The organism is Massilia forsythiae, from assembly GCF_012849555.1.
GTDB classification, from domain to species: domain Bacteria; phylum Pseudomonadota; class Gammaproteobacteria; order Burkholderiales; family Burkholderiaceae_D; genus Telluria; species Telluria forsythiae.
The window spans coordinates 655997-681809 of record NZ_CP051685.1; the positions used below are offsets into that span (position 1 = coordinate 655997).

Genomic DNA, 25813 nt, shown 5'->3' on the forward strand with positions numbered 1-25813 from the left:
GCTCTCCATCATGAAAGAATTTATGACAACGAAGGAACAGTCAGTAAAATGCGTTTTGCTTCTTCAACTGTATAGTCAGAAGCGCCCCAGCCAGTCTCCATTGGACCTTTAATGTTGGGATCAGTAATACGAGCCCTTAATTTACTAGGAACAACTTCGCCAGTCACATCAATAAATTCAACCCGCTGATCTGGCTTTCCTCTATCCAAGATAGCTTCACCAGTTTTGGAATCAATTCTCGTCATTGCCTGAATCGCCTCATCCCGGCCAGAAGGGAAAAAGACTACTTGCTCGCCCCCACCTTCCAAATAATAATCAGTACCTTTAATTTTTTGACTGGCAGCAGGCCCGCGCCATATAGGCAAGCTTTCCCCAGACTTGATCTCATATTCCACAAACCAGCCATTCTGGTTCCATTCTGATTTTACTGCACATTTGGAACGCCATTCGTCTCGATTCTTGAGTGCTTTGAAGTCAGCTTCAGTCATCCAGAATATGCCGGCAGCGTCACTTGAAGGATCGATAACGCGATAAAGTTTTGCAGGTCCTACCATGCTATCAGCGCGTATCCCGCCATTTTTTGCAAAAGTTTCAATAAGACGCTCATTAAGGGGAGGATGATCTGGATGCATTTTCATCAGGGCCTTAATTTCATTTTCCTCCATTTCCAAAGCAGGAAATTTCATCGGACCCAAAAGTTTCTTCACGTATTTTGGAGGCTTTGCATTGATCAGCTTCACCGCGCTCGCCTCCGAAATCGGCGCAATCCACCCACGGTTGGTCTGATAAACCTGCGCCCGCCACGCATGATCGTCCAAGCGCTTGGCCACCACCTTCAGCACGGTCCGCGCCGGCTGCACGAATTCCTGTACCGCCCCGGTCACGACGCGCTGCTTGTCCTCGACGAACTTCAACAAGTCGTCGACATGCTCGCGAACGGTGCTCGGCACGATCAACCGAATCTTGTTCAGCAGGCTTTTCAGGTCGTTGAATTTTTCGGTCAGCAGCTTGCCCAGCAGCGCAGGACTGAGCTTTTCTGTCGCCTCCTGGATGGTCTTCGCGACGAACTTGTACATGTCCGGCAACTTGCCGTGTGTCGCCCATTGCACCACCCGGTTGTGCTGCAGGTACTCGGTCACCTTCGGCAACGCCGCGTCGCAGGCGCGGTGGGCGGCCGCCGTCAGCTTGCTCACGTTGAGGATATCGTCGGCGTGCTTGATCAGGGGTTTAAGGTAGATCCAGACCAGGCGCAACACGCTTTTCACCACCGTGCCGATCTCCGGAAAAAAGCCGATCGCCGTCGTCGCGATGAAAAACAAGGTGATTTTGTTGGTAGTATCCTTGCGGTATTGCCGGATGTTAGCGCACAGGTCGCGCAGGTCGCAGATGGTATCGACCACGGGGATCAGCGATACCACCATGTCGAAGCCGATCTGCCAACCGGACCGCTCGGCATTGAAATCGCCCTGCAGCGCACCCCATATCCACTCGCCGATGCCGATATCGTCCGGCTTCTCCTGGCCATGGACTTCGTTGAGCGCATCCAACGTATCGTTCGCTTCGGCCATCATGTCGCTCCACGCTCTCGAGATGCTTCCACCAGCTCGGGCTCGCCAGCCAATAAGGGATCGAGCCCGGACAGCAACTCGCCGGCCTCAGGCCGTGGCGCATCCTTGGCAGACGGCGCATTGTGATAGACCACCTTGCCGACGGTATCCGGCAGGTTGCGCTCCTCCGCCATGCCGTTGCCGTCGAGCGTGCCGTGCTTTTGGCGGCCGTCGGCGAAATGCAGCGTGTACGGCACGCCGGCCATCGGCGCGCCCTGGTAGCCGTCCAGGTCGAGCTTCAGCCAGTTGATGTGCTCGGCGGCCGGAAAGAACGGCAATTCGGCTTCTTGCCGGGCCGGACCTTCCCAGTTGTGCGTGCCCGCCTTGACCGTGAATTCCCTGGCACAGCCATGTTCGATCCTGCCGTCGGCGATCTTGACGTAGGCGCCGCCGCACAACAGCGTGAGGCTGCTCTTGGCCGCGATCACGACGTTGCCCTGGCTGGCGGTGATCGTCACGTCGCGGTCGGCGGCAATGCCGACGCTGTCCTGCTGCGCCTGGATGTCCAGCCTCCCGCTGCGGGCGATATGCTTCATGCCGTCCCGATGCGCGAACAACGCGATGCCCTTGCCGCCCTGGATGTCGACGCGCTGTCCCGCGACGACCTGGATATGCTGCTGTGCGATGAAGTTCTGCTGCCGCCCGCTGTAGCTGACCGACGAATTCGGCGTGGCGTTGACGAAGCCGCCGTGGGCATACTGGGCGATCAACGGTGCACCGCCCTGCTCGGCCTTGGCCAGGTCGTCCATCAGTTGGCGGTGTGCGCCCAGGTCGAGCGGTGGCGCCTGGTGCTGTTCGGCGAAGCCGCCCAGCTCCGCGAGCAGCGCCTGCGACCCTTCCAGCAGCGCCTGCAGGGGTTCGCGTTCCAGTTGTCTGCCGTTCGCGCCGAGCATCGCCTGGGTCGTCAGCAGCAACAGGCGCGCTGCCCGCAGCACCACCGACTGGTCGCTGCGCAGTTCCGCCCCTTCCCCGCGCGCCTGCCCCTCGCCGTCTTTTCTCGGCTGCGTCAGCCAGCCGAGGTTCAGCTGGCTGTGTCCATGTTCGCTGGCCAATTGGGCGCTGATCTGGCCGGGCGTATCGTCCAGGCGCAGCTGGTTATGGCGCCAGCCCTGCACTTCCTTGCTCTTGATGCCCGCCAGGAAGCGATTGCCGGGCAGCGCTCCGGCATGGCTGAACGTCGGGGGCGCCGCCGAGCCGCCGTACACGCGGCCGACCACGATGGGTTTGTCCGGATCGCCGCCCAGGCAATCGACCAGCACCTCGTCGCCGACGCGCGGCAAGCCGATGCTGCCCCAGCCATTGCCGGCCAGATCGCTGGCGACGCGCACCCAGGCCGAGTCACGGTCGGTACCGCTGGCGCCGCAGCCGTTCGGATGATCCTCTTCGCGCATGCCCGTGAAGCGCAGCTTGATGCGTCCCAGCGCGTCGCAATGCACTTCTTCGCCCTTCGGGCCGACGACGATCGCCGTCTGCAGATGCACGGCCGGCAAATCGACATGCGGATCGTAGGCCGGCACGATCGGTATACCGCGCCGCACGCAGGTGAAGCGGTTGGTGTACTTGACGCCGCGCGCGGCGCTGGCACGATCCAGGACGGCTTGCTCGGCTGCCTGCTGCCAGTCGTTGGCATCGAACAGGCGCCGCGCGCGTTCGTCGATTTCCTTGGGCAGGTTGTTTTCCGCGGACAGCGTCAATTCGGTGATCACGAATTGGCGTTCGTCGACCGGGCGCCGGTCGATATCGGGATGGCCGACGAGTTCGACCCACTCTCCGGCGCGCATGTCGCGCACGCCGCTTTCGCAGTGATAATTCTTGGCTTCGTATTCGTGGCGTTCGATGCGCGCGTCGGCCAGCCTGCGGTAGTCGTCGTCATCGTCGCCGGCGTGGGGCATGTCGATGCGGTAATCTTCCAGGCTGGCAGCGAACCGGGTGCCGGCCATGCCTTGGCGCATGGTCGTAGGCGCACTGGCCCACATCATGCGGCCGCGCCGGTAATCCCAGCTCTGCCGCGACACGCTCCCGGCCTTCAAGGTACGCACACCGCTCCAATTGATGACGCCATCGCGCGCCTCGGTGCCGGCGTCGCGATGGAAGCGCACGGTACCGGCGGCATTCCGGGCAAGCGCATAGGGCGTATCGAACAGGAAGAGTACATGTCCGGGCATATCCGATTTGCCGGGATGGCCCGTGTCGCAAGGACGGAAACCCGAGCCGATGCCCCGCCGTTTCCACAGTCGGTACAGGAAGGCGGCATCCGACTCGTTGTATTGCATCGTTTGTTCACGGGCCGGATAGGTGCGCCGCAAGCCGGAGATATCGATATCGAATGCCTTGGCCAGGATCGGATTGGCTTTACGCCATTCGCGCACCAATGCCACGGAAATATCGACTTCGCTCTGGTTACGGAAAATACGTGTATTGATGCGTTGTTTCATCAATGCCAGTGCATCGCGCATCACCAGCTGGTAGGACGCCAGCCCTCCATCGCTTTGCCCCGCGGATGCCTGTTCCACGATGCCGCATACCGAGCGCAAGTCGCCGCTGTCGGTCACGAATCGTAACTCGGCAGGCTGCGCGATGAAGTCTTTCAATGGCAGTCCGGCGCGCGTGGAGATGCAGTACAGCCGGTATTCGATGCCGCCGCACAGGGCTTCCTGGCCCCTGACGTGCTTGACGAGCAAGACGTCGTCGAGAACGCCGCGCTGGTCTCCCAGCAGCAGTTGGATGGGACGATTGGATTGGGTCAACCCGGCGGCCATGCCGGCCGCATTCGGCAAATTCATGTGAGATTTTCCCCAAGGAATGATCTACACACTAAAGTGCCATGCTCAAAACTAGCGCCGTTTGACGGCCATCATTGCAATTTACGACGCAGTGATTCGGATTCCAAATTGCCACAGCTTCATGCACATGGCACCACATTGCTGATAGCACCGCATCGCCCCCCTTGCCGATGCCTGAGCACACGCTACATTTTCCGACAATGCACCGACAAAGCCGCGCAAGACGCTGCCGCCCCGCCTCCCTAGAATCGGCTCGCCCATGCACCGACAAGAAGGAGAACCTCACATGATCACACCAGCACCGCTGCGCGCGGCCGCGATGGCGGCGGCATTGCTCCTCGCCGGCTGCGGCGGCTCCAGCGTTTCGGTCACGCCGGCGACGCCGCCCGCCCCACCGGTCGCGCAGGTGACCAGGGTCGACCTGCTGGCCAGTTCCGAGCGCGGCATCGAAAGCATCGCCTACCGGGACGGCAGCGCCTACCTCGGCCTGTCGAACACGCCGGGCGCCGCCAGCCAGGTGCTCAGGACGGCGCTGCCCCTGAAAGCCGGCGCGGCCTGGAGCGAGATGGCGCTGGGCGCCTGCAGCGTGGGCGCTTCCGGCACGATGCCGCCCAGCGCGCCGACCCTGCGCACGCTCGGCTCGACCCTATGGCTGTTCCAGCCCTGGTACGACGGCGGCGCCGACGCCGCCAACGAACATGCGCTGTGCGCGCTCGACGCAGCCGGCAGCTTCGTCCCGCGCGATGCGGCGCTGGACGTGTGCGCCGGCGGCTTCTGCACCAAGCTGTCGATGAGCGAACTGAAACAGGCCGGCAAGGTCCTGTACAGCAATGCCGGCGGCGCGCCCAACCTGCTGGCCTCAAGCGACGGCGGCGCCAGCTGGCGCGCCGTGCTCGGCCAGCTGGACGCGATGATGTGCTACCACCAGAAGTTCGAGGTGATCGGCGAGCGCGTGCTGGTCGGCGGCGAGTGCCCGCTCGACATGGCCTACCTGCGCGCCTACCGCCTGCGCGCCGACGGCCTGGGGCTGGCTTCGCAGGAACCGGTTTCCCTGAGCGTGCCCGACCTGGAAAACCGCAACATCCAGTTCATCGCCCGCGCCGGGACGACGCAGCGCGTGTTCGTCGGCGTCGAGGGCGGGCTGCTGCGCAGCGAGGACGGCGGCAACACCTTCAAGTTCGTGATCGAGCATCCGCTCGCGGGCGGCAGCGCTTATCCGTACATCGGCGCGTTCCTGGCGCTGCCGGACAAGCCCGACACCTTCGTGGTCGGCGGCTTCGACAAGGCGTCCCTGAAACCCTACCTGGCCTGGTCGGCCGACGGCGGCGCCCGGTGGACCGACATCTCGGCGCTGCTGCCGGGCTACGCCGGTACGCGTCCGGAGGCGTCGGCGGCGCACGTGACCTCGATCGGCCTGGACCCGCAGGGCCGCATCGTCGTCACCGTCAACGAAGAGACCAGCGCCAGGGGCCGCGTACTGCTGCTGACCCTGGGCCAGCCCTGATCGGCTTGCGGCTCAGGGCGTGGAGATGGTGACGGCCGGCTGCCCATCGCGGCCGGCGCGCAGGTCGGCCAGCGCCTGCAGGCAGTAATACTGGAACCACAGCCCGGTGAAGATGAAGATCACCAGGTACAGCCAGATCGACAGCACCGCCAGCACCGGGAACAGCACCACCGACAGCGCGCCGCCGACCCACACCACGCCGGGCAGCGCGCCCAGCAGGCCGGAGATGGTGCCGATCGCCAGCAGCGGCCGGCGCCGCGTGCGCACGATGGCGCGCCGCTCTTCCAGGCTGGCGTGGATCGACAGCGCGTCGTAGCTCATCACGCGCGCCGTCAGCCAGCCCCACAACACGGCCTGCGCCACCAGCGCCAGCGGTGCCAGCGCGTACAGCGGTAGCGTCACGATCCACAGCAGCGCGAACACCACGATGCCGGACAGGTTCACGCCCAGGCTGCCGAGGAAGCTGCCGCCCTCCTTGCGCTCCATCGCGGGGAACTGGACCCGGCTGACATGGCGCGCGATGGCCGGCATGGCGCCCACGCCGATGAACAGCAGCGAGGTGATGATCGTCAGCGGCAGCAGCGTCAGCATCGCCACCAGCGGCACCGCCATCGCATGCAGGAAGCCCAGCCCGAGGCGAGACAGCGCGCTGCCGCTGGTGGCGAACAGGCCGTATTCGGTGAACACGGCTTGCAGCCAGTCGTACAGCGGCTGCAGGCCGGCGTATAGCAGGCCGCCCCACAGCGCCAGCGACAGCAGCAACGGGACGATCGACAGCAGCAGCATGCGGCGCGAGAACTGCGAGCGCACTGCGCGGCCGTAGGCGATGGCGATCGGGCGCATCATGATGCGCGCCCGCCGCCTGCGCGCGCGCTGGCTGCGCGGACGGCGTCGGCCAGGCGCACCAGGCCCAGCCACTGCTGGCGCCAGAAGCCGCGGCCGTAGTCGCGGCCCGGCTTGACGCTGCCGTCCGGCGCCGTGCGCGCGAACTGGTCGCGCACGCCGGTGCCGTGCCAGCCGGGCGCGAAGTTGGCGGTGCCGAACAGGACGTCCCACACGGGCAGCAGCACGCCGAAGTTGCAGCCGCCCAGCGAACCGCTGCCCTGCGACTCGTGGCCCAGGCCGACCGCGTGGTGGGTGCGGTGGAAGCGCGGCGACACCAGCAGGCGTTCGCCGAGGCGGCCGAAGTGGATGCGCACGTTGGCGTGCTGCAGGCTTTGCAGCGCGCGCGACACCGACACCAGCAGCACGTACTGGGCCGGCGCCACGCCGATCGCCAGCGCCAGGACCGCCATATAGACGTCGCGCAGCAGGTCGTCGAGCAGGTGGTTGCGGTTGTCGCTCCACAGGTTCATGCTGGTCTGGCTGTGGTGCAGGCTGTGCAGCGCCCACCACCAGCGGAACCGGTGCTGGCCGCGGTGGAACCAGTAATCGAAGAAGTCCAGCACCAGCAGGTACAGCAGGAAGCTGGCCAGCGGATGCATGCCCGCCACCAGCGACTCCAGGTTGAACGGACGCAGGCCCTCCATGCGCAGTAGCGCCGCCACGCCGTCCATCAACGGATCGAGCGTGAAGAACACCGCCATCGTGAACAGGCCGAGGCGGTGGACCAGGGTGTACAGGAAATCGTTGCGGCGCGCGTGCGGGTCCATTGCCGCCTGCGCCGGCAGCAGCGTCTCCAGCGGACGCAGCACCAGGTACAGCGCCGCGATCTCGACGGCGCCGATCAGGAACCATTCGACGCCCTCGAAGGCATCCTCGGTGTATTCGCCGAGGCCGGAAAAGAACAGGAAAGGCTCGACCAGGCTTTCGAACAGCCAGCCCTGGAGCGCTGCGAACCAATCGAAGAGATGCTGGATCATGCGGGTATGTGCGTTGAATCGTGTGTCGTTATCGAGAAGTCCGGTAATCCGGATGCTCGCGCAGTGTAGCGAAACAGAAGCCTTTGCGCTCGAGGCCGGCGATCAGCGGCTCCAGGTTGGCCGGCGCCCACGGGTCCTTGCGCGACCAGATGCCCATGTGCGCCATGAAGATATCGCCATCCCGCAAGCCGTCCAGCGCGCGCTCCAGCAGCAGCGCGTTCGGGTAGGCGTCGCTGGACGTCTCGTCGCCGGAAAAGCCGGCCCTGGCCCAGCCGACGTGGCGGTAGCCGCAGGCCTGGGCGGCGGCCAGGATGTTGGGAGAGCTGTGCCCGCCGGGGGTGCGGAACAGCGGATCGAGCCGGCGCCCGGTCAGTTCCATGAAGCGCGTGTCGACGCGGCGCAGTTCGTCGCAGTAGCGGGCGGCGCTCCAGGTCTCGACCTTGCCGGCATCCGCGCCGAACTGCGGCTTTACACGGATGCGCCCGCCCGCTTCGTCGGCGCGCCAATACACGTGGTCGAAGGTGTGGCTGCCGAAGGCATGGCCCTCGGCCACGCGCGCCTTCCAGTAGGCAGCCCACGACGGATCGAGCGACCAATCGCCGCGCACCGTCTTTTCGTTGGCCAGGAAAAAGGTGGCCTTGATGGCGTGCCGCTTCAGCGTGGCGGCGATCAGCTCGGCCTGCGACTGGCTGCCGGTGTCGAAGGTCAAATAGATCGTGCCGCGGCAATGCGCCGGCGCATCGGCGGGCGCATCGGCGGGCGCATCGGCGGCGCATGCCGGCAGCGCCCATGCCGCGGCGGCAGCGGCGCCCAGCAGCAGCGCGCGCGCCCGCTTCCCTCGCGCACGCATCACATCCTCGGCGCGGAATTGGCGAAGAACACCCCGTGCGGCGAGCGCCCGACCGGGATCAGCTTGATCACCTTGCGGGTCGGCACGTCGATCACGGCGACCTTCTTGATCCAGCGCAGCGTCACCCACAGCGTCTTGCCGTCGTTGGTCAGTTCCATGCAGTCCGGGCCGCCCGGCACCGGGATCATGCCGACGTTTTCCAGCGTGTTCTGGTCGATGATGTTGATCGAGTTCTGCACCCGGTTCGACACCAGGATGTGGCGGCGGTCGCCCAGCGCGCGGAAGTTATGGGCGCCGTTGCCGGTCTTGATGCGCTTGACCGTCTTCTGGGCGCGCCAGTCGATCACCTCGACGTAGTCGCTGCCCATGATGCCGACCAGCAGGTACTTGTCGTCCGGCGTCATGGCGATGCCGGCCGGCAGCTTGCCGACCGGGAGCGTCCATTTGACGCTTTGCGTGGCCAGGTCGATGGCGCTGACCTGGTCACTGCCCTGCTGGGTGACGAAGGCGGTGGTGCTGGCGGCGTCGAAGGCGATGTGGCTGGGCATGCGCGCCAGCGGGATACGCTTGCTGAGCGCCAGGTTGGCGCCGTCGTACTTGTAGATGTCCACCCGGTCCAGGCGCAGCGACGCCGACACGAACCACTTCTGGTTCGGGGTGAAACCGATCTGGTACGGGTCCAGCACGTCGGCGATGCGGCGCTGCACCTTGCCGGTGACCGGGTCTAGGAAGATCAGCTCGTTGCCGACCGAACTGGCGACGATCAGCGACTTGTTGTCCGGCGTGGCCATCAGGTGGTGCGGCTCCTTGCCCACCGCGAAGGTACCGTTGTCGTTGCCGGTGGCCTGGTCGAGCAACTGGACGGTGGCGTCGCGCGAGTTCAGCACCACCACCACGTTGGCGTGGGCAGTCTGCAAGGCGGAAAACAGGCAGAGACCGGATAGGAAAAACTGACGAAACAGGCGCGGCATGGCGGAAGGAACGCTGGGTGGAAAAGTCTTATTCTACGAGGAAACGTTCTGATGTAATGACGGGTTGACCGGTTTCAAACAGATTCCCGACGCATTCGGCGCGTGCCCGCAACACAGTAGAAAAGTCGTTAATAGCGCTTTGACATGTCATGCACTACAATCGGCATTCACCAAACGTTAAGGAACACCCATGTCCATCACTACCACGAATTCCGGTCTGCAATACGAAGACACCGTCGTCGGCGACGGCCCCGAAGCCACGGCCGGCAAGTACGTGACCGTGCATTACACCGGCTGGCTGCGCAACGACGACGGCAGCACCGGCGCCAAGTTTGATTCCAGCAAGGACCGCAACGACCCGTTCCAGTTTCCGCTGGGCGCCGGCCACGTGATCAAGGGTTGGGACGAAGGCGTGCAGGGCATGAAGGTGGGCGGTGCGCGCCGCCTGACCATTCCGGCCAGCCTGGGCTATGGCGCCCGCGGCGCCGGCGGTGTGATTCCGCCGAACGCGACCCTGATTTTCGACGTCGAACTGCTGGGCGTGTAACCGTCGCCCTGCCTCAACGCTTGCCATGCGTCGTTCCCGCGCAGGCGGGAATCCAAGCTCGCTTCCAAGATGCCGGGCGCAATACGGGGGCGATCGCATTGCAGGTGGGCGGCATCGCCGCCATCCGAGCACTTCTTCTAAATCCGTACGAATTCTCCTTGATTTCCTGCACGATGCGCTAAGATGAGTATTGTCTTGCCTTTAAGGCATGACTTTACGCAGTACCTGCATATCGACATCACAAGGAGTCACCATGAGTTTGCAAGAGCAATTTGCCCAGGCGCAGATCGATTCGAAAAACCTGCCGGAGCGTCCGGACAACATGACGCTGCTGCAGATCTATGCGCTGTATAAGCAGGGTTCCGGCGGCGACGTGACCGGCGAGCGCCCGGGCTTTACCGACATGGTCGGCCGCGCCAAGTACGATGCCTGGGCCGAATTGAAGGGCACGGCGAAGGACGACGCGATGCAGCGCTACGTCGACCTGATCGAAGACCTCAAAGATAACTAAACAAACGTCTTGCGCATGGTTTCCGCCACCTTGTGCTCGATGGTGGCGGCGAACGCACTCATCAGGAAACCCAGCTTGATGCGCAGCGCGGCCTGGCTGTTCTCCAGGGCCAGCGAACCTTCCACGCCGCTGCGCTCGAAGCGCAGCACATCCCCATCCCAGCGGCAGCTCAGGCCGTATTCGCCGGCGAGTTTGTCCGCCACCTTCTGGGCGGCGGCGCGCGCCGCGTCCCGGCTCAAATTGTGTTGCTGGGTAATGCTGATATCCGCCATATCGGCTGTTCCTTCTGATCGAAAACAAGACAGCCCGCCATGATGCCAGCTGAACCATACAAAGGCCAGCATCGCCCTACCCGTCCTGCATTTTTGAGACAGAGAATAATCACTTGATTATTATCAATATATCCTCCAAGCAAGAAGCGACCATCGTCGTGTACCCAGCCAGGAGGATTCAGTATGGATGCACCCGCCACCCCGCCGGTCGGCTTCATCCCGATGCCCACCGCCACCTATCGCCAGCACCGCAAGGCTGCCCAGCTGCTCGACCAGCCCGGTTGGCCGCGGCCGATCGGCGCGCCGGGCGCATCCGGCCTGCAGCCCGCATCGCTCGATCCAGGAGTTGTACCCGGCTTTGCCGGCCCCGGCCCGGCGCAGGCGGGCGCAAGCGATATGCCTGGCGACCTGCCGCTGCCGTACGCCTTCGGCGCCCGCGTGCTGATGTGGAAGCAGGACCCGTCGGTGGACGAGATCGGCACCCGCCGCGCCTTTTTGCCGGGCGTGGTGCTGGCCGGTCCGCGCGACGCCCGCATCCGCATCGGCGACCCGTCCATCGCGGCGGTGGAGCCGAATGCCTTCGGCGATTTCGTGACCATGCCGGACACCCCGCAGTTCGACGCCGTCCACACCTTCGCCGTGGTGCGCCAGACGCTGACCATGTACCAGCGCGCCCTGTCCGCCGCGGGCGCCGCCATGCCGCTGCCCTGGCAATGGAACAACAGCATCGACGTGGCGCCGCTGCAGGTTTTCCCGTACGGGCTGCCGAACGTGATGAACGCGTACTACAGCCGTTCGCAGAACTGCCTGAAGTTCGGCGACTTCGTGCCGTCCGGGCAGACCGGGCGGGTGTACACCTGCCGTTCTTTCGACATCGTCGCCCACGAGACCGGCCACGCGGTGCTGGACGGCCTCAAGCCGCACTGGCTGGAAGCCGCCAATCCGCCCCAGACCGGCGGCCTGCACGAATCCTTCGGCGACCTGACCGCGATCTTCCTGGCGCTGTCCCAGCTCGACCAGTGCGACGCCGTGGTGGCCCAGACCAAGGCGCGCCTGCACGACAAGACCTTCCTGGCAGACATCGCCGAACAGTTCGGCCTGGCACTCGGCAGCACCAACGGCCTGCGCAACGCCGACAACGACCTGACGCTGTCGCAGGCCGGCACCGAGGTGCATGCGATCTCGCAGGTGTTCACCGGCGCCGTCTACGACATCCTGGCCGACCTGTTCGCCTTCGAGCGCCGGCCCGAACTGGAAGACTGCGCCGGCGTGCTGCACCGGGTGGCCGGCTGGCTGCGCGGCCTGGTGCTGCGCGCCCTGGTCGCCGCCCCCGAACGCGCCGCCACCTATGCCGACGTCGCCAACGAAATGCTGGGCCTGTGCGCCCGGGACGGCCAGCCTCCCGCATACGCCACCTTCATCCGCGACCGCTTCGTCCAGCGCGAAGTGCTGGAACTGCCGGCCGGCCTGGCCGCGGTCCACCCGCCCGGCCTGCGCCTGGCGGCGCTGGTCACGGACCCGCCCGGCGCACGCCAGGACCGGCGCGCCTGCTGCGGCACCATGAACCTGGCCGAGTACTACGATGTCGAACGCGTGCTGGACGCGGAAAGCCGGGCGCTGGCGCGCTGGTGCGCCGAGCACGGCCGCTTCGGCCCGGCCGGCAATGACGGCGCCGCGGGAACCGCCCAGGCGGCAATGATCGCCGCGATCGGCACGCGGCACGATACCGTTGTTGCCGCCGCCGTGGCCGTGGCGGCGGATGCCGGCAGCGCTCCCGCCGGCGATCCTGCGGCCGGCGAACCGGCGGCCGGCGTTTCCACAGCCGGCGCACCGGTTCGCACCATTCCCCTCTCGTGAGTTTTCCGAAAGGCTGTACAGGCATGAAGATCAGCGCCATCGCCAGCGGCGGCTTTGCTGGCCGCGTCGAACGCCTCGAAGTCGACACCGCCTGCCGCCCGGACGGCAAGTCGATCGAAGCGCTGCTGGAGCAGCTGGATTTCTTCGGCGCGCAACCAGCCGCCGGTTGCCCGATCGGCGCCGACCTGCAGCGCTGGGAAATCACCGCCGACGACGGCCGGCGCTGCCGCAGCGTGGTCCTGCACGAGGACGGCGCTCCCGCCGGCGCCGGCTGGCAGGCACTGCTCGCCCACCTGCGCACCGGCGCCTGATTTCCCCCGCTTTTCCGCACGATTGTTCGCAAACACGCGGGCGGCACATCACATTTGCTTATGTGTATTGTGTATAAGCGTGATTTGTCGTAAATGCCGAATTGCCCTAAAATACAGTGCTTTGCCGCGTCCGGCGAGCTTCCCCATGCGCGCCAGCCGCCGCCGCTTCCATTATTGATAGGACTGTTATGACCCACGTTGTCACCGAATCGTGCATCCGTTGTCGCTATACCGACTGCGTCGATGTATGCCCGGTAGATTGTTTCCGGGAAGGCCCGAACTTCCTCGCCATCGACCCGGACGAATGCATCGACTGCGCCGTGTGCGTGGCGGAATGCCCGGTCAACGCGATCTATGCGGAAGAAGACGTGCCGTCGGACCAGCAGCAATTCATCAAGATCAACGCCGACCTCGCGCGCAACTGGCCGTCGATCACCAAGACCAAGCCCGCCCTGCCCGACGCGGAAGAGTGGAAAGACGTCAAGGACAAGCTGGGCGAACTGGCCCGCTGAGGCATCCGGCGCCCGGCCCGCAAGCCGGCGCCGTCTTCCGATCGCGGCGCGGCAGGCCGGCGCCGGTGTCGGCGGCTGCCTCCATCGCCGGCCGCCGGCGCCCCGGCCGCCGCGGCACCGGTCCCTGCAGGCGCGTGCCGGTCGTGGCACACTGGGCGGCCTCGCTCCACTACCTTACCTATATCAACAGGAAGTCAGCATGACAATCAGTGCTACCCCCGAAATGGGCGCCATCGCTCCCAACAGCTCCTTTGCCGGCGCCATCGAAGCCGATGCGGTGATCATCGGCGCGGGTCCGGTCGGTCTTTTCCAGGTGTTCGAACTGGGCCTGCTGGAAATCAAGGCCCACGTCATCGATTCGCTGGCGGCCGTCGGCGGCCAGTGCGTGGAACTGTACCCGGACAAGCCGATCTACGACATCCCGGCCGTGCCGGTCTGCACCGGCCAGGAACTGACCGACAACCTGCTCAAGCAGATCGAACCGTTCGAGCCGACCTTCCACCTGGGCCAGGAAGTCACCACCGTCCAGCGCCGTGAAGACCACCGCTTCAACGTCGAGACCACTGCCGGCACCCGCTTCATCACCAAGACCATCTTCATCGCCGCCGGCGTCGGTTCGTTCCAGTCGCGCACGATCAAGGTCGACGGCATCGAGAAGTTCGAGAACAGCCAGCTGCACTACCGCGTCAAGGATCCGAGCCTGTTCGAAGGCAAGAACCTGGTCATCTGCGGCGGCGGCGACTCGGCCCTGGACTGGGCCCTGAACTTCGTCGGCAAGGCCGAATCCGTGGTGCTGGTGCACCGCCGCGACGACTTCCGCGCCGCGCCGGCGTCGGTCGCCAAGATGAAGCAGCTGTGCGAAGACTACGAGATGCAGCTGATCACCGGCCAGGTCACCGGCTTCGACGAAAAGGATGGCCAGCTGTCCGAGGTGAAAGTCACCGGCGCCGATGGCGTCACCCGCCGCGTGCCGCTGGACATGCTGATGGTCTTCTTCGGCCTGTCGCCGAAGCTGGGTCCGATCGCCGAGTGGGGCCTGGACATCGAGCGCCGCCAGCTGAAGGTCGTGGATACCGAGAAGTTCGAGACCAACGTACCGGGCATCTTCGCCGTGGGCGACATCAACACCTACCCGGGCAAGAAGAAGCTGATCCTGTCGGGCTTCCACGAAGCCGCGCTGGCCGCCTTCGGCGCCGCGCCGTACATCTTCCCGGACAAGAAGATCCACATGCAGTACACGACGACTTCGCCGAAGCTGCACAAGATCCTCGGCGTCGAAACGCCGCAGTTTGATTGAGCTTACGGCTTAGCGTTCCGTTTCGAACGCACCACGAAAATGCCCCGTCCCCACGGGGCATTTTTCTTATGTAGGACACTTAACCGAAGCACCCTGCGGATTGTGATACAAATGCTGCATCGCATTATTTTTACCCCAAGCCCCCATTTTGATGTATTGCTCCATCACAAGCCAATTGGCCTATAATTGACGAAACTGATGCGCAAACGTTTGTAAGACGCACAGAATTCGCGAAGGAAAAACTATGCTCTACCAACTGCACGAGATGCAACGCTCCTTCCTGAACCCGCTGATGCAGTGGGCCGACGCTTCCGCCAAGCTGTTTTCCAATCCCGTTTCTCCATTCGCGCACACGCCGTTCGCGCAGCGCATCGCTGCCGGCTACGAGCTGATGTACCGGCTCGGCAAGGATTACGAAAAACCGGCCTTCGGCCTGAATACGACCACCATCGACGGCAAGACGGTCGGCATCGTCGAACGCATCGAAGTCAACAAGCCGTTCTGCGAACTGCGGCACTTCAAGAAGGACATGCCGGACGCCGAGTTCGCCGCGCTGAAGCAGCCGACGGTGCTGCTGGTCGCGCCGCTGTCGGGCCACCACGCGACGCTGCTGCGCGACACCGTGCGCGCGCTGCTGCCGGGCCAGGACGTGTACGTCACCGATTGGGTCGACGCGCGCATGGTGCCGCTGTCCGACGGGCCGTTCCACCTGGACGACTATGTGTTCTACGTGCAGGACTTCATCCGCCACCTGGGACCGGACGTGCACGTGATCTCGGTGTGCCAGCCGACCGTGCCGGTGCTGGCGGCGATCTCGCTGATGGCCACCCAGAACGACCCCAAACTGCCGAAATCGATGACCATGATGGGCGGCCCGATCGATCCGGGCAAGTCGCCGACGGCAGTCAACGACCTGGCCGTGGAAAAGCCATTCTCGTGGTTCGAAAACACGGTGATCTATGCGGTGCCGGGCAATTATCCCGGCTTCGGACGCAAGGTGTATCCGGGCTTCCTGCAGCATGCCGGCTTCGTCGCCATGAATCCGGGCCGCCACGCGCAGAGCCACCGCGAGTTCTACCAGCACCTGGTGCGCGGCGACGACGATTCGGCGGAATCGCACCGCAAGTTCTACGACGAGTACAACGCCGTGCTCGACATGCCGGCCGAGTATTACCTGGAAACCATCAAGACCGTGTTCCAGGAACATCGGTTGCCGAAGGGGACCTGGGAAGTCGGCGGCCAGCTAGTGCGCCCGCAGGATATCAAGACCGTCGCCCTGTTCACCATCGAAGGCGAACTGGACGACATCTCCGGCGCCGGCCAGACCAAGGCCGCGCACGAACTGTGCAAGGGCATTCCGGAAGACATGCAGCAGCACTTCACAGCGCCCAAGTGCGGCCACTACGGCATCTTCTCGGGCCGCCGCTGGCGCGAGATCATCTGTCCGATGATCGGGGAGTTCATCCGCAAGCACGGGTGAGCGGCGGCGGCGGGGTTGCCGCCGGCGTCACGGTAACAAAATGCCGCGGGAATCCGCGGCATTTTTATTGGGCTGCCATCAGTGCTCGCGTGCACAGGCATGTGTCTATGTAACGGCATAGAAACGTCGTCCCCGCGCAAGCGGGGACCCCACACGTCATGTCTGGAATCACGAATCCAGATGCTTGGCATGGGTCCCCGCCTTCGCGGGGACGACGGTGCATTCAATCCCGGATTGACGACAGTACGGACGACCGCGAAAAAACGGCCTGCTCCGCCGAGCGGAACAGGCCGTCCGATGCCGCTCTCCAGGCCGCCGCACGGCAGCCATGGACAACGCGGCGAAGATCAGCGATTGATCAGGATATCCGCAATCACCCCGGTCGCGATCGCCGCCAGCACGTAATCGCCGCCGGTCTGCACCCAGTGGTAGCCGCGCGGCGGCTGGCGCAGGCGGTGGCCGCGCCAGTCGTCGACCACGTACTGGCGGTTGCGGTACTGGTTCGGCAGGCGGCCGCCGCGGCGCAGGTCGTGCGACGGACCGGCGCCATCCCAGCGGCGGTTGTCGCGGCCGTCGTAATGGCCGCGATCGGGGCCACGGTCCGGACGGCGATCGTCGCGGCGGTCGCCGCGGTCGTCGTGACGGTCGCCGCGGTCGGGACCGCGCTGGTCGTAGCGGCCATCGTTACGGTCGCCGCCATGATAGCGGTCCTGGGCGAAGCTGGCGCCGCCGGCGCTTAGTAGCGCGGCCGACAGTGCGGTGATGATGAGACGCTTCTTGTCCATAAGACCCTCCTTTAAGTCCATTGCTTTGATGACAGTAGACCACCGACACTTGCCGGCGCACCGTTAATTGCATCACCTATACGGACAATCGGATGAAAAACTTCGTGCCTCGAATAAATTGTCGTTGATCGGATGCCAGACTGCCAGGCTGCCCTTGCGCATCTTCGACGGCACTCCGCTTTTCGCGGATAATGACGTCTTTGCATTCGTTGTTCCCCGCACCGCCGTGACCAAGACGCTCGCCGACCAGATCGAAGACCTGCTGCCGCAAACCCAGTGCACCAAATGCGGCTACCCCGCCTGCCGTCCGTATGCGGAGGCGATCGCGCGCGGCGATGCCGACATCAACCAGTGCCCGCCGGGCGGCATCGAAGGCGTGGCGCGCCTGGCCGCGCTGACCGGACGCCCGGTCATCCCGATCAATCCGGCCAACGGCGTCGAGCGTGCGCGTCCGGTGGCCTGGATCGACGAGAACCTGTGCATCGGCTGCACGCTGTGCATCCAGGCCTGTCCGGTGGACGCCATCCTGGGCGCCGCCAAGCAGATGCACACCATCCTGCCCAGCCTGTGCACCGGCTGCGACCTGTGCGTGGCGCCCTGCCCGGTCGACTGCATCGTCATGGTGCCGAACCGCGACGACCCGGACGGCGCGCTGACCGGCTGGGACGCCTGGTCGCAGGCACAAGCCGACGCCGCGCGCGCGCGCCACGATTTCCGCAGCGAGCGCCTGCGCCGCGAAAAGGAAGAGAACGACGCGCGCCTGGCCGCCAAGGCGCTGGAAAAGATGCGCGCCGTGACCGCCGAGCAGACCAACAGCGCCGACGAGCTGGCCGAAAAGGAGCGCAAGCGCGCCATCATCGCCGCCGCCATCGAGCGCGCGCGCCAGAAGGCGGCCGCGCCGGCCGCGCCACCGCCGGAAAAGAAAGCGTGACCCGCCAGGGCCGCCAGCGCCCGCACCACGACAAGAAAACAGAAACCGCCCGATGAACGCCGCCAAACGCCTCGCCATCTTCACGCGCCTGCGCACCGCCAATCCAACCCCCACCACCGAACTCGAATACACGACGCCGTTCGAACTCTTGATCGCGGTGCTGCTGTCGGCGCAATCGACCGACGTCGGCGTCAACAAGGCCACGCGCCGCCTGTACCCGGTGGCCAACACGCCGCAGGCGATCCTCGACCTCGGCCTGGACGAATTGAAGACCTACATCTCGACCATCGGCCTGTACAACACCAAGGGCAAGAACGTAATCGCCACCTGCCAGATCCTGGTCGACCAGCACGGCGGCGAAGTGCCGCGCTCGCGCGAAGCGCTGGAGGCGCTGCCCGGCGTCGGCCGCAAGACCGCCAACGTGGTGCTCAACACCGCCTTCAGCGAGGCGGTGATGGCGGTCGATACCCACATCTTCCGCGTATCGAACCGCACGAAAATCGCACCGGGCAAGAACGTCGACCAGGTCGAGCACAAGCTGATGAAATTCGTGCCGCGCGAATTCCTGCAGGACGCGCACCACTGGCTGATCCTGCACGGCCGCTATACCTGCGTGGCGCGCAAGCCCAAGTGCTGGAACTGCATCATCAACGACCTGTGCGAGTACAAGGACAAGACGCCGGCGCCGGCGGATGCCTGACGGCGCTTTACCCTCGCAGCGGACACGCCTCGCCAGGCGCATCGAGCCGGCGCGCCAGGTCGGCGCGCAGCGCCGCCAGCCCGGCGATGCGCTCGTCGATGTCTGCCAGTTTGCGCAGCAAGGCCTCGCGCACCGGCGCCGCTGACATGTCCGGCGCCGCCAGCAGGGGCAGCCCGGTTTCGATTTCGGCCAGCGTGAAACCCAGCGCCTGCGCCGTGCGCAGGTAGCACAGCCAGTCGACCGCTTGCGGCGGGTAGTCGCGATAACCGTTGGCGCCGCGCCGGGCGCGCAGCAGGCCGCGTTTTTCGTAGAAGCGCAGGGTATCGCGGCTCAACCCGGTGGCGGCCGACAGTTCTCCGATCTGCATGAGGTTCCGATCACGAAAAGGCTTGACCCTGGAGCGTACTCCAGGGCCGACGATGTGTAAATCCACACCGTCCGGGAGACACCATGCCGCCTTTGCCGCGCGCCACCTACCTCAAGATCGTCCGCGCCAGTGCGCTGTACGACATCCTGCTCACCGCCCCCTTCGCCACGCCGTGGAGCTTCGTGCTGCTGCACGTGCAACTGTCCGCCCTCAACCAGGGACTGGGCGGCCAGCCGCTGCCGGCCTTCGGCCCGTTCCAGGTGATGATCGCCTGCCTGATGGGCAGCGTCGTGCTGGTCTGGTCGGCCCTGCGCCTGCTCGAGCCGGCGCTGCGGCTGGGGCGCCTGGACGGCGTCACGCGCTTCCTGTTCGCGGCCTGGATGGCGTGGGCCCTGGACGCGACCGGGGCGCCGGTGCTGTGGCTGTTCGTGGCGCCCGAGTGGGCCTGGGGCATCGTGCAATGGTGGCCGGTGGCCGGCGTCAAGGCGACGGCGCCGGCGAAAAGAACATCAGCCTGGTGCGGTTGCAGCGCTTGAACAGCATGGCATTGCCGCCCTCGTGGAAGTGCGGCTTGCGTCGCCCCGCGGTCAGGTTGCGCGTGACGGCAGGTTCATGGCGCGCGCCGCGTGTGCATCGCGATATTGGTCAATCCCTCGAACTGGCACAGGTCGAGCACCCGCACGATCGCCTGGTAGGCCACGTTGGCGTCGCCGTCGATGCGCACCGGCCGTCCCGGGTTGCGCGCGGCCTCGTCGCGCAGGCGTTCGTGCAGCGCCTCGACCGACAGCGCGCCGGCCGCTTCCCCACTTCCACCGTCCTCGCCGATGGACACGTTGCCGGCGCGGTCGACGCGGATCACCAGCGGATCGGGCGCCGCCTGCGCCATGTCGAGCGAGGCGCTGGAGCGCGGCAGCGTGATCGGCATCTGCCGTTCCTTGCGGTGTTCTTCCTTGTGCTTGAACGAGGTCGCCACCATGAAGAACATCAGCAGGAAGAAGATGCAGTCGATCAGCGCGATCAGGCCGATCTCGGGTTGCTCGTCGTCGCCCAGGTCAATGCGCATGGCTCGCCTCGCCCAGGACGGGTTGCACTGCCGCGTACACCGCATCGTGCGGCGCCCCGCCGCCGCGCATGTCGTCCAGCAGGCGGTTGAGCGCGCGTTCCAGTGCGATGCCGATGCCGACCAGGCGGCTGCGCAGGAAGTGGTGCATGGCCAGCGCCGGCAGCGCCACCGACAGGCCGGCCGCCGTGTTCACCAGCGCCTTGGAGATGCCGCCCGCCAGCATGGTCGGGTCGCCCATGCCGTTGGCGGCGATCACGTGGAAGGATTCGATCATGCCGATCACGGTGCCGAGCAGGCCGACGATCGGTGCGATGGTCGCCACCACGTTCAGCGCGTAGGCCTTTTGCTGCTGCAGGCGCAGTTCGGTGGCGGCCAGTTCGCCGGCGCGCAGCGCCAGCGCCTCGGGCGGCAAGCGGCGCTGCTGCGCCAGGTAGCCGACGATGCGCGCCAGGCTGCTGTCGCCTTCGGCCGCCAGCGCCTGCAGTTCGTCGAAGCGGCCGGCGCGCCACAGCGTGCACGCCTGCTCCGCCAGGGCCAAGGGCGCGACCCGCTCCACCCGCAGGTTGACCAGCCGCTCCAGGCCCACCGCCAGCGCCAGCACCGACAGGGCGCCGGTGACCACGATGCCGATGCCGCCGTTGGCCAGCTGGGCAAGCAGGTTCCAGTCCTCGGCACGGGCCGGCAGCGCCACGATCGACAGGCAACAGGGAAACAGCACGTGCAGACGCTTTAGCATGGCAATCCTTTCGCTCGGCGGCAGGCCCTGGTGCCTGCCCGGTACCAACGACTTTAGCACGCAGCCATGCGAATCTGGTAATTATTTTTCTACTTTAAAGCATATTTATTACTACCAAGTAGAAGCACAGGACATGAAAAAGGCGCCGCATGGGCGCCTTGCCGTTCATCCCTGACGACGTTCAGCGGAACGTGAAGTGCTTGTGCCCCAGGTAGCTGCTGAACACCGGCACCACCACGCCGACGCCATGGGCGATCTCCCTGGCATGCCGGGTCACGCCCAGCCATGGCAGCACCCAGTCCAGCAGGATCATGCTGACGGCCCAGGTCTGGGCCACCGCCAGCAGGTTGACCAGGACGAACCAGCCGGCCGCGTGGTGCACCGACTGGCTGCTCGCGCGGAACACGAACAGGCGCGCCAGCACGAAGGCGGTCACCATCCCGGTGAGATAGGCGCACACGATCGCCGCCGAGAACGGCATCGCGCGGTTGTACAGGATGCGCGAGCCGAAGTTGACGGCCGCCGCCAGCCCGCCCGTGACCAGGAACACCAGGAACTGGCGCGAGGCGAACGCCTTGATCACGCGCCGGCCTCGCGTGCCATCTTGCGGCCGAAGTCGATGCTCTCCGAGATGCCGCGGTCTTCCGGATAATAGTAGGAGGTGTCGGCCACCCACAGGCCGCCCACCGGCAGCCTGGCCGGCGGCAGCCGGTCCAGGTAGCCCGGCTCGCAGATCGGCTGGGCGTAGCGGTAGCGGCTGGCGCGCATGTCGAGGAAGTCGGCGTCGACCAGCGCCGGATTGATCTTCATGAGGTAGCGCTTGACCTTGTCCAGGAAGGCCTGGTCCGGCTCGGCGAACTTCGGGTGCTCGCCCGGCATGTAGAACGGCACGTAGACGATGTGCTGGTTCCCCATCGGGCGCAGGTTGGTGTACTCGACCAGGCCGGGGATGTCCATCTCCTCGTCGTTGGTGTTGAGCCAAAAGTTCTCGGTGACCGCCTTTTTCAGCTTGGCGATCACGCACACCACGGCGATGTTCTTCTTCGAGCGGAAGGCGTCCAGCGTGGCCGGCGGCAGGTCCGGCATGATGCGCGGCACGTAGGGCAGCGGGATGGTGCTGATGACCTTGTCGAAAGCCTCGATCTGGCCGCCGGCTTCCACGCCGGTCACCCTGCCGCCCTCGATGAGCACGCGGGTGGCCGGCGTCTGCAGGCGCAGGATGCCGCCGTGCCGTTCGATATCGGCGCGCATCGCCTCCAGCACGGTGGCCGAGCCGCCGTCCAGGTAGCCCAGCTTTTCCTTGAACAGGCTGTAGCGCGAGCGGCCGATGCGGCGGATGCGGCTCCAGATCCAGGCCGCCGACAGGTTGTCGCTGTAGTCGTAGAATTTGTAGTCGAACAGGCGGCGCCACAGCACTTCCCAGGCTTCGGCGCCGACGTTCTTCCTGATCCAGCCGCCGGCTTCGACGTGATCGAGCGGCTTCCAGTCGTCGCGCTTGGTGGACAAGAAGGCGTGCAGGCCATAGCGGAACTTGGCCATGAAACCGAGGCCGCGGAACTTCAGCAGCGCCACCGGGTTGCCCCACGCCTGCACCTCGTTGCGGTACCAGTAGCCCATCCTGGTCGCCACCCAGTGCATCTTCGCGGCCAGCCCGAGCTCATCCAGCACCTTCAGGAAGGCGTGGTCCGAGATCGCGTGGAAGTGGTAATAGCGTTCGATCGACGTGCCGGAAAAATCGAAGTGGGCGGCCATGCCGCCGACGCGGTCGTCGGCTTCGTAGACCACCGGCTGGTGGCCGTCGCGCGCCAGTTGGTAGGCCACGGCCAGGCCCATCGGCCCGGCGCCCAGGACGGCGATACGCTGCTTGCTTGACTGATTCATTCAGAATTCCAGGACGACGTTGCTGTATTTCGGATCGTTGAAGGTTTCGTCGATCGCCTTGGCGAACGGCGTGCTGCGCACCTTGAACCGGCCCGGCCAGTCGATGACTTCGAAGCTGTCGCGCGCCACCAGCGCCGCCAGCTGCTGGGTGGTGAACGGCGGGTTGTCGTCGAACTTGCCCCACACCCACAGCAGGCCGTAAAAGGCGCTATAAGGGATCCTGACGATCGGCGTGCGCGACCGCGTCACGCGCTTGATCTCGCGGATGATGTCGATGTAGTCGACTTCCTCGTGGCCGGAGATGTTGAAGACGCCGTCGATGGTGGGGTCTTCGATGCAGCCCATGATGACGCTGCAGAAATCCCCCACGTACAGCGGCTGGCGCATGTAGCGGCCGTGGCCCGGGATCGGGAACACCGGTACGCGGCTCATGAAGCGCGACAGCCAGCCCAGGTGCTTGCGGTCGAACCAGCCGAACATCAGGGTCGGGCGCAGCACCGGGCAGGCGATGCCGCTGGCCAGCACCATCGCTTCCTGCTCGCGCTTGGAGCGCGTATAGAAGTCGTCGGCCACGGACACCACCACCGACGAGCTGATCGCCACCAGGCGCGTGTTCGGCTGCTCCTTGATGATGTCGAGCTGGTGGCGCGTGGCGTCGACGTTGTTGCGCACGAAGTCCTGCCAGTCGTTGCCGCCGATCTGCGCCTGCAGCATGACGACGGTGGCGCCGTCGGTGAAGTGGCGCGCCCATTCGCCCGGCTCGGCCAGGTCGGCGTATTCCACCGTGACGCCGGGCTGCACGCGGCGCAGCACGTCCAGGTTGGCGCGGTGCTTGTCGAGCACCACCAGGTTGCGGTAGCCGCGCGCGGCCAGGCGCGCCACCAGGTTCTGGCCGACCAGCCCGGCGCCGCCGGGCAGGATGATCTTGCGGCCCAGGTCCGCGCTTTTCGGTTCGCTCATTGTGCTTCCTTCTTGATTCCGTACAGCGACAGGCCGAGGCGGCGCGCATCGGCCGACAGGTTGAATTCGCTGGGGGCGTGCGGGCGGTCGATATGCAGTTCGATATGCTGTTCGGCAGCCGCGTCGGCGCCCAGGTCGAGCGTGATGCGGCGCCGGACCTCGCTGGTATAGAACACCCAGGCGCCGGCCGGCTTGCCGTTGGCGCGCGCCTGCACGTGCAGGTACACGTAAGGGTTCGGGATGAAGCTGCCCATGTCCAGCGTCAGCATCCTGGCGCGTCCCGGCGCGGCGGGCAGGCGGATTTCGGCGGGGCTGCCTTCGGTCCAGACGAAATCGCCTTCGACGGCCGCCCAGCCCTTGCCGAGGATACCCTTGAAATAGTCCGGCGCCTCCCTCACGGTGACGTAGGAAAACGGTCGCGGCGCGGCGCCGGCGCGGTACAGCGACAGGCCCAGCGCCTCGGCGTCCGGCTCGCCGAGCAGCGGGTCCGGGGCGGTGGTATGGCGCACCAGGTAATGCGGGTTGGCCGCCGCCTCCTGCGGCGTGCACTTGAGCCGGGCCGTGAACGAGATGTGCCAGCCGGCGTCCACGCAGGCCAGCTCCACGCCATGACGGCGCGCCTGCGCCAGCAGCCCGAGCGTGTTGCCCCACACGTCGCCCCAGGTCTTCGGATCGTCGTCCAGGTCCAGCACCAGCCGTCCGTTCCGAGGCAGCGCGCTCGCCTGCCGGTACAGGTCGGCCACGGTCGGATGGTCGTACGCGTAGGACGCGGCGGTCGGCTGGCGCACCAGGTGCCAGCAGACGGCCAGCGCCGCCAGCGCCAGCGCGCCCGCGGCCAGGTCGCGGCCGCGCCACGCGGCGGCCTGCCATGCCAGCAGCGCCAGCAGGCCGGCGGTCAGCGCCGGCACCGCGGAATAGAACAGGGCGATGTACACCTGGTCCAGCATGTCGACGCCGACCTTGGCGTAGTACAGCACGGCCAGCGTGGCGGCGGCGAAGACGATGCCGAGTGCGCGCGCCGCGCGCTTGAACGCATCCTGGGGGCCGCGCAGGCTGGCCAGCAGGGCCAACGCCAGCAACGCGCCCCACGCAAGTGCGCCGCGCGCGGCCGCAGCCGGACCGACGCCCCAATACACGCCGATGAACGCGAGCGCCTGCGCCAGCGTATTGCCCTTGTTGCCGCGGCTGAATTTCACATACTGGTAGATCGGGCCGGGAAAATCCTTGACCGTGGCGACGATCAGCGGCACGAAGAACAGGAACAGGATGCCGCACGCCAGCCGGATCGCACGCCGGTGGCGGGAAAACCAGGCGCGCGCCAGGATCCGTTCGGCCGGGCCGCGCGCCGACAGCGCGGCGTTGGCGGCGACCACCAGCACCAGCATCACGCCCAGTATCGGCACGAACGAGGCATGGCCGTTGATCAGGAAGCCGCTGGCGACCGCCAGCGGCGTCAGCGCGTCGGCGTGGCCGTGCACCAGGCGCGCGATCGCCAGCAGCATGGCCGCATACGGCAGCACGTAGAGGTGCGGGAACCAGATGCCGCCCAGGATCGCATGGTCGCCGTAGGCCAGCGCCAGCGCCGTCACCGCGGCAAACAGCAGCGCCGGCACCAGCCGGCCCGCCATGCGGCGCACCAGTGCGACGATCAGCAGCAGCCAGGCGGCGTCGTACAGGCTGGCCGCCAGCAACTGGCCGGAAAACGGCGACGGCACGAGATGCAGCAGGTCGTGGAACAACAGCTCGCCGCCGGCCAGCACATACAGGATCGCCGGGCCCGGATGGTTGAAGCCGACACGCGAATAGTTGCCGTAGACGAGATGCAGGCGCTTGGCATCCTGGATCAGCAGCGAATTGGCGGCGAAATCGCCCATCTCGTGATTCGTGTTCTGGATCGCGCCCCACTGGATGGCGGCCAGCGCGGCGGCGAACAGCAGGAACAGCAGCGCCCAGGTCCAGGGCCGCGGCACGGGATGCGCATCGATCGCCGGTATGGCACTCAAGGGTCGTGTGGTCATCGGTGGTG

At 65.8% G+C, this 25813-nt stretch carries 27 protein-coding genes; 12 read left to right on the plus strand and 15 right to left on the minus strand.

The window, feature by feature from the left end; translation table 11 throughout:
• Positions 1 to 20: 20 nt before the first annotated feature.
• On the minus strand, positions 21 to 1571 hold the full coding sequence (locus HH212_RS02785; protein WP_169433990.1) for a hypothetical protein: 1551 nt from the start codon (positions 1569 to 1571) through the stop codon (positions 21 to 23).
• Positions 1568 to 4390 carry a type VI secretion system Vgr family protein gene (locus tag HH212_RS02790; protein WP_169433991.1) on the minus strand — a complete coding sequence of 941 codons (2823 nt, stop codon included), beginning with the start codon at positions 4388 to 4390 and terminating at the stop codon, positions 1568 to 1570. The genes HH212_RS02785 and HH212_RS02790 overlap by 4 nt, the downstream gene beginning before the upstream one ends.
• Positions 4391 to 4676: 286 nt before the next feature.
• Here HH212_RS02790 and HH212_RS02795 point away from each other — a divergent pair, with 286 nt between their 5' ends.
• Positions 4677 to 5894, plus strand: coding sequence for a beta propeller repeat protein (locus HH212_RS02795; RefSeq protein ID WP_169433992.1), 1218 nt, complete (start codon positions 4677 to 4679; stop codon positions 5892 to 5894).
• A 12-nt stretch (positions 5895 to 5906) separates the two neighbouring features.
• Here HH212_RS02795 and HH212_RS02800 read toward each other — a convergent pair whose 3' ends face one another.
• Genes HH212_RS02800 through HH212_RS02815 form a run of 4 tightly spaced genes read right to left on the minus strand, consistent with a single transcriptional unit; the run spans position 5907 to position 9577 of the window.
• Positions 5907 to 6740, minus strand: a complete 834-nt coding sequence (locus tag HH212_RS02800; RefSeq protein WP_308633239.1) for an EI24 domain-containing protein — start codon at positions 6738 to 6740, stop codon at positions 5907 to 5909.
• Positions 6737 to 7756 carry a sterol desaturase family protein gene (locus HH212_RS02805; RefSeq protein WP_169433993.1) on the minus strand — a complete coding sequence of 340 codons (1020 nt, stop codon included), beginning with the start codon at positions 7754 to 7756 and terminating at the stop codon, positions 6737 to 6739. The genes HH212_RS02800 and HH212_RS02805 overlap by 4 nt, the downstream gene beginning before the upstream one ends.
• 28 nt (positions 7757 to 7784) lie before the next feature.
• On the minus strand, positions 7785 to 8606 hold the full coding sequence (locus tag HH212_RS02810; protein WP_169433994.1) for a polysaccharide deacetylase family protein: 822 nt from the start codon (positions 8604 to 8606) through the stop codon (positions 7785 to 7787).
• Complete coding sequence (locus tag HH212_RS02815; RefSeq protein ID WP_169433995.1) at positions 8606 to 9577, minus strand: YncE family protein; 972 nt, start codon at positions 9575 to 9577, stop codon at positions 8606 to 8608. The genes HH212_RS02810 and HH212_RS02815 overlap by 1 nt, the downstream gene beginning before the upstream one ends.
• Before the next feature lie 190 nt (positions 9578 to 9767).
• On the opposite strand from HH212_RS02815, the gene HH212_RS02820 reads away from it, so the two are divergent.
• Positions 9768 to 10124 (plus strand): FKBP-type peptidyl-prolyl cis-trans isomerase, encoded by a 357-nt coding sequence (locus HH212_RS02820; RefSeq protein ID WP_169433996.1) that lies wholly within the window; start codon positions 9768 to 9770, stop codon positions 10122 to 10124.
• A 253-nt stretch (positions 10125 to 10377) separates the two neighbouring features.
• Positions 10378 to 10635: an acyl-CoA-binding protein gene (locus HH212_RS02825; RefSeq protein ID WP_169433997.1), complete on the plus strand. Its 258-nt coding sequence runs from the start codon at positions 10378 to 10380 to the stop codon at positions 10633 to 10635.
• Here HH212_RS02825 and HH212_RS02830 read toward each other — a convergent pair.
• Complete coding sequence (locus HH212_RS02830; protein ID WP_169433998.1) at positions 10632 to 10907, minus strand: polyhydroxyalkanoic acid system family protein; 276 nt, start codon at positions 10905 to 10907, stop codon at positions 10632 to 10634. The genes HH212_RS02825 and HH212_RS02830 overlap by 4 nt on opposite strands.
• Positions 10908 to 11090: 183 nt before the next feature.
• Here HH212_RS02830 and HH212_RS02835 point away from each other — a divergent pair, with 183 nt between their 5' ends.
• From HH212_RS02835 to HH212_RS02855, 5 genes are all read left to right on the plus strand, one after another.
• A complete protein-coding gene (locus HH212_RS02835; protein ID WP_229217539.1) occupies positions 11091 to 12764 on the plus strand; it encodes a gluzincin family metallopeptidase in 1674 nt (557 codons plus the stop codon).
• Between the two features lie 23 nt (positions 12765 to 12787).
• On the plus strand, positions 12788 to 13075 hold the full coding sequence (locus tag HH212_RS02840) for a protealysin inhibitor emfourin (protein WP_169433999.1): 288 nt from the start codon (positions 12788 to 12790) through the stop codon (positions 13073 to 13075).
• A 188-nt stretch (positions 13076 to 13263) separates the two neighbouring features.
• Positions 13264 to 13587 carry a ferredoxin FdxA gene (gene fdxA / locus HH212_RS02845; RefSeq protein WP_169434000.1) on the plus strand — a complete coding sequence of 108 codons (324 nt, stop codon included), beginning with the start codon at positions 13264 to 13266 and terminating at the stop codon, positions 13585 to 13587.
• A 223-nt stretch (positions 13588 to 13810) separates the two neighbouring features.
• A complete protein-coding gene (locus HH212_RS02850) occupies positions 13811 to 14884 on the plus strand; it encodes an NAD(P)/FAD-dependent oxidoreductase (protein WP_170205229.1) in 1074 nt (357 codons plus the stop codon).
• Positions 14885 to 15128: 244 nt separating this feature from the next.
• Positions 15129 to 16364 carry a polyhydroxyalkanoate depolymerase gene (locus tag HH212_RS02855; RefSeq protein ID WP_169434001.1) on the plus strand — a complete coding sequence of 412 codons (1236 nt, stop codon included), beginning with the start codon at positions 15129 to 15131 and terminating at the stop codon, positions 16362 to 16364.
• Positions 16365 to 16711: 347 nt separating this feature from the next.
• On the opposite strand, the gene HH212_RS02860 is transcribed toward HH212_RS02855, so the two are convergent.
• Positions 16712 to 17149, minus strand: a complete 438-nt coding sequence (locus tag HH212_RS02860; RefSeq protein ID WP_169434002.1) for an RcnB family protein — start codon at positions 17147 to 17149, stop codon at positions 16712 to 16714.
• A 226-nt stretch (positions 17150 to 17375) separates the two neighbouring features.
• Here HH212_RS02860 and rsxB point away from each other — a divergent pair, with 226 nt between their 5' ends.
• On the plus strand, positions 17376 to 18080 hold the full coding sequence (gene rsxB, locus HH212_RS02865) for an electron transport complex subunit RsxB (protein ID WP_169434003.1): 705 nt from the start codon (positions 17376 to 17378) through the stop codon (positions 18078 to 18080).
• Positions 18081 to 18132: 52 nt separating this feature from the next.
• Positions 18133 to 18780 carry an endonuclease III gene (gene nth, locus HH212_RS02870; RefSeq protein WP_169434004.1) on the plus strand — a complete coding sequence of 216 codons (648 nt, stop codon included), beginning with the start codon at positions 18133 to 18135 and terminating at the stop codon, positions 18778 to 18780.
• A 7-nt stretch (positions 18781 to 18787) separates the two neighbouring features.
• Here the strand turns inward: nth and HH212_RS02875 are convergent, their stop codons facing one another.
• Positions 18788 to 19147, minus strand: a complete 360-nt coding sequence (locus tag HH212_RS02875) for a MerR family transcriptional regulator (RefSeq protein ID WP_169434005.1) — start codon at positions 19145 to 19147, stop codon at positions 18788 to 18790.
• Between the two features lie 83 nt (positions 19148 to 19230).
• Here HH212_RS02875 and HH212_RS02880 point away from each other — a divergent pair, with 83 nt between their 5' ends.
• The gene (locus tag HH212_RS02880) at positions 19231 to 19683 is read left to right on the plus strand and encodes a hypothetical protein (RefSeq protein WP_169434006.1); all 453 of its coding nucleotides are present in this window, start codon (positions 19231 to 19233) and stop codon (positions 19681 to 19683) included.
• Positions 19684 to 19757: 74 nt separating this feature from the next.
• Here the strand turns inward: HH212_RS02880 and HH212_RS02885 are convergent, their stop codons facing one another.
• Both HH212_RS02885 and HH212_RS02890 read right to left on the minus strand, forming a co-directional pair.
• Complete coding sequence (locus HH212_RS02885; protein ID WP_169434007.1) at positions 19758 to 20210, minus strand: ExbD/TolR family protein; 453 nt, start codon at positions 20208 to 20210, stop codon at positions 19758 to 19760.
• Positions 20200 to 20946, minus strand: a complete 747-nt coding sequence (locus HH212_RS02890; RefSeq protein WP_169434008.1) for a MotA/TolQ/ExbB proton channel family protein — start codon at positions 20944 to 20946, stop codon at positions 20200 to 20202. Before HH212_RS02890 ends, HH212_RS02885 begins: the two co-directional genes overlap by 11 nt.
• Between HH212_RS02890 and HH212_RS02895 the strand changes: the two genes are divergently transcribed.
• Positions 20945 to 21121: a hypothetical protein gene (locus HH212_RS02895; protein WP_169434009.1), complete on the plus strand. Its 177-nt coding sequence runs from the start codon at positions 20945 to 20947 to the stop codon at positions 21119 to 21121. The two genes, HH212_RS02890 and HH212_RS02895, sit on opposite strands and share 2 nt — an antisense overlap.
• A 6-nt stretch (positions 21122 to 21127) precedes the next feature.
• Here HH212_RS02895 and HH212_RS02900 read toward each other — a convergent pair whose 3' ends face one another.
• Genes HH212_RS02900 through HH212_RS02915 form a run of 4 tightly spaced genes read right to left on the minus strand, consistent with a single transcriptional unit; the run spans position 21128 to position 25805 of the window.
• A complete protein-coding gene (locus HH212_RS02900; RefSeq protein ID WP_169434010.1) occupies positions 21128 to 21529 on the minus strand; it encodes a GtrA family protein in 402 nt (133 codons plus the stop codon).
• A complete protein-coding gene (locus tag HH212_RS02905) occupies positions 21526 to 22827 on the minus strand; it encodes an NAD(P)/FAD-dependent oxidoreductase (protein ID WP_169434011.1) in 1302 nt (433 codons plus the stop codon). Before HH212_RS02905 ends, HH212_RS02900 begins: the two co-directional genes overlap by 4 nt.
• Complete coding sequence (locus tag HH212_RS02910) at positions 22828 to 23787, minus strand: NAD-dependent epimerase/dehydratase family protein (protein WP_211172446.1); 960 nt, start codon at positions 23785 to 23787, stop codon at positions 22828 to 22830.
• Positions 23784 to 25805 (minus strand): hypothetical protein, encoded by a 2022-nt coding sequence (locus tag HH212_RS02915; RefSeq protein WP_169434012.1) that lies wholly within the window; start codon positions 25803 to 25805, stop codon positions 23784 to 23786. The genes HH212_RS02910 and HH212_RS02915 overlap by 4 nt, the downstream gene beginning before the upstream one ends.
• Positions 25806 to 25813: the final 8 nt, after the last annotated feature.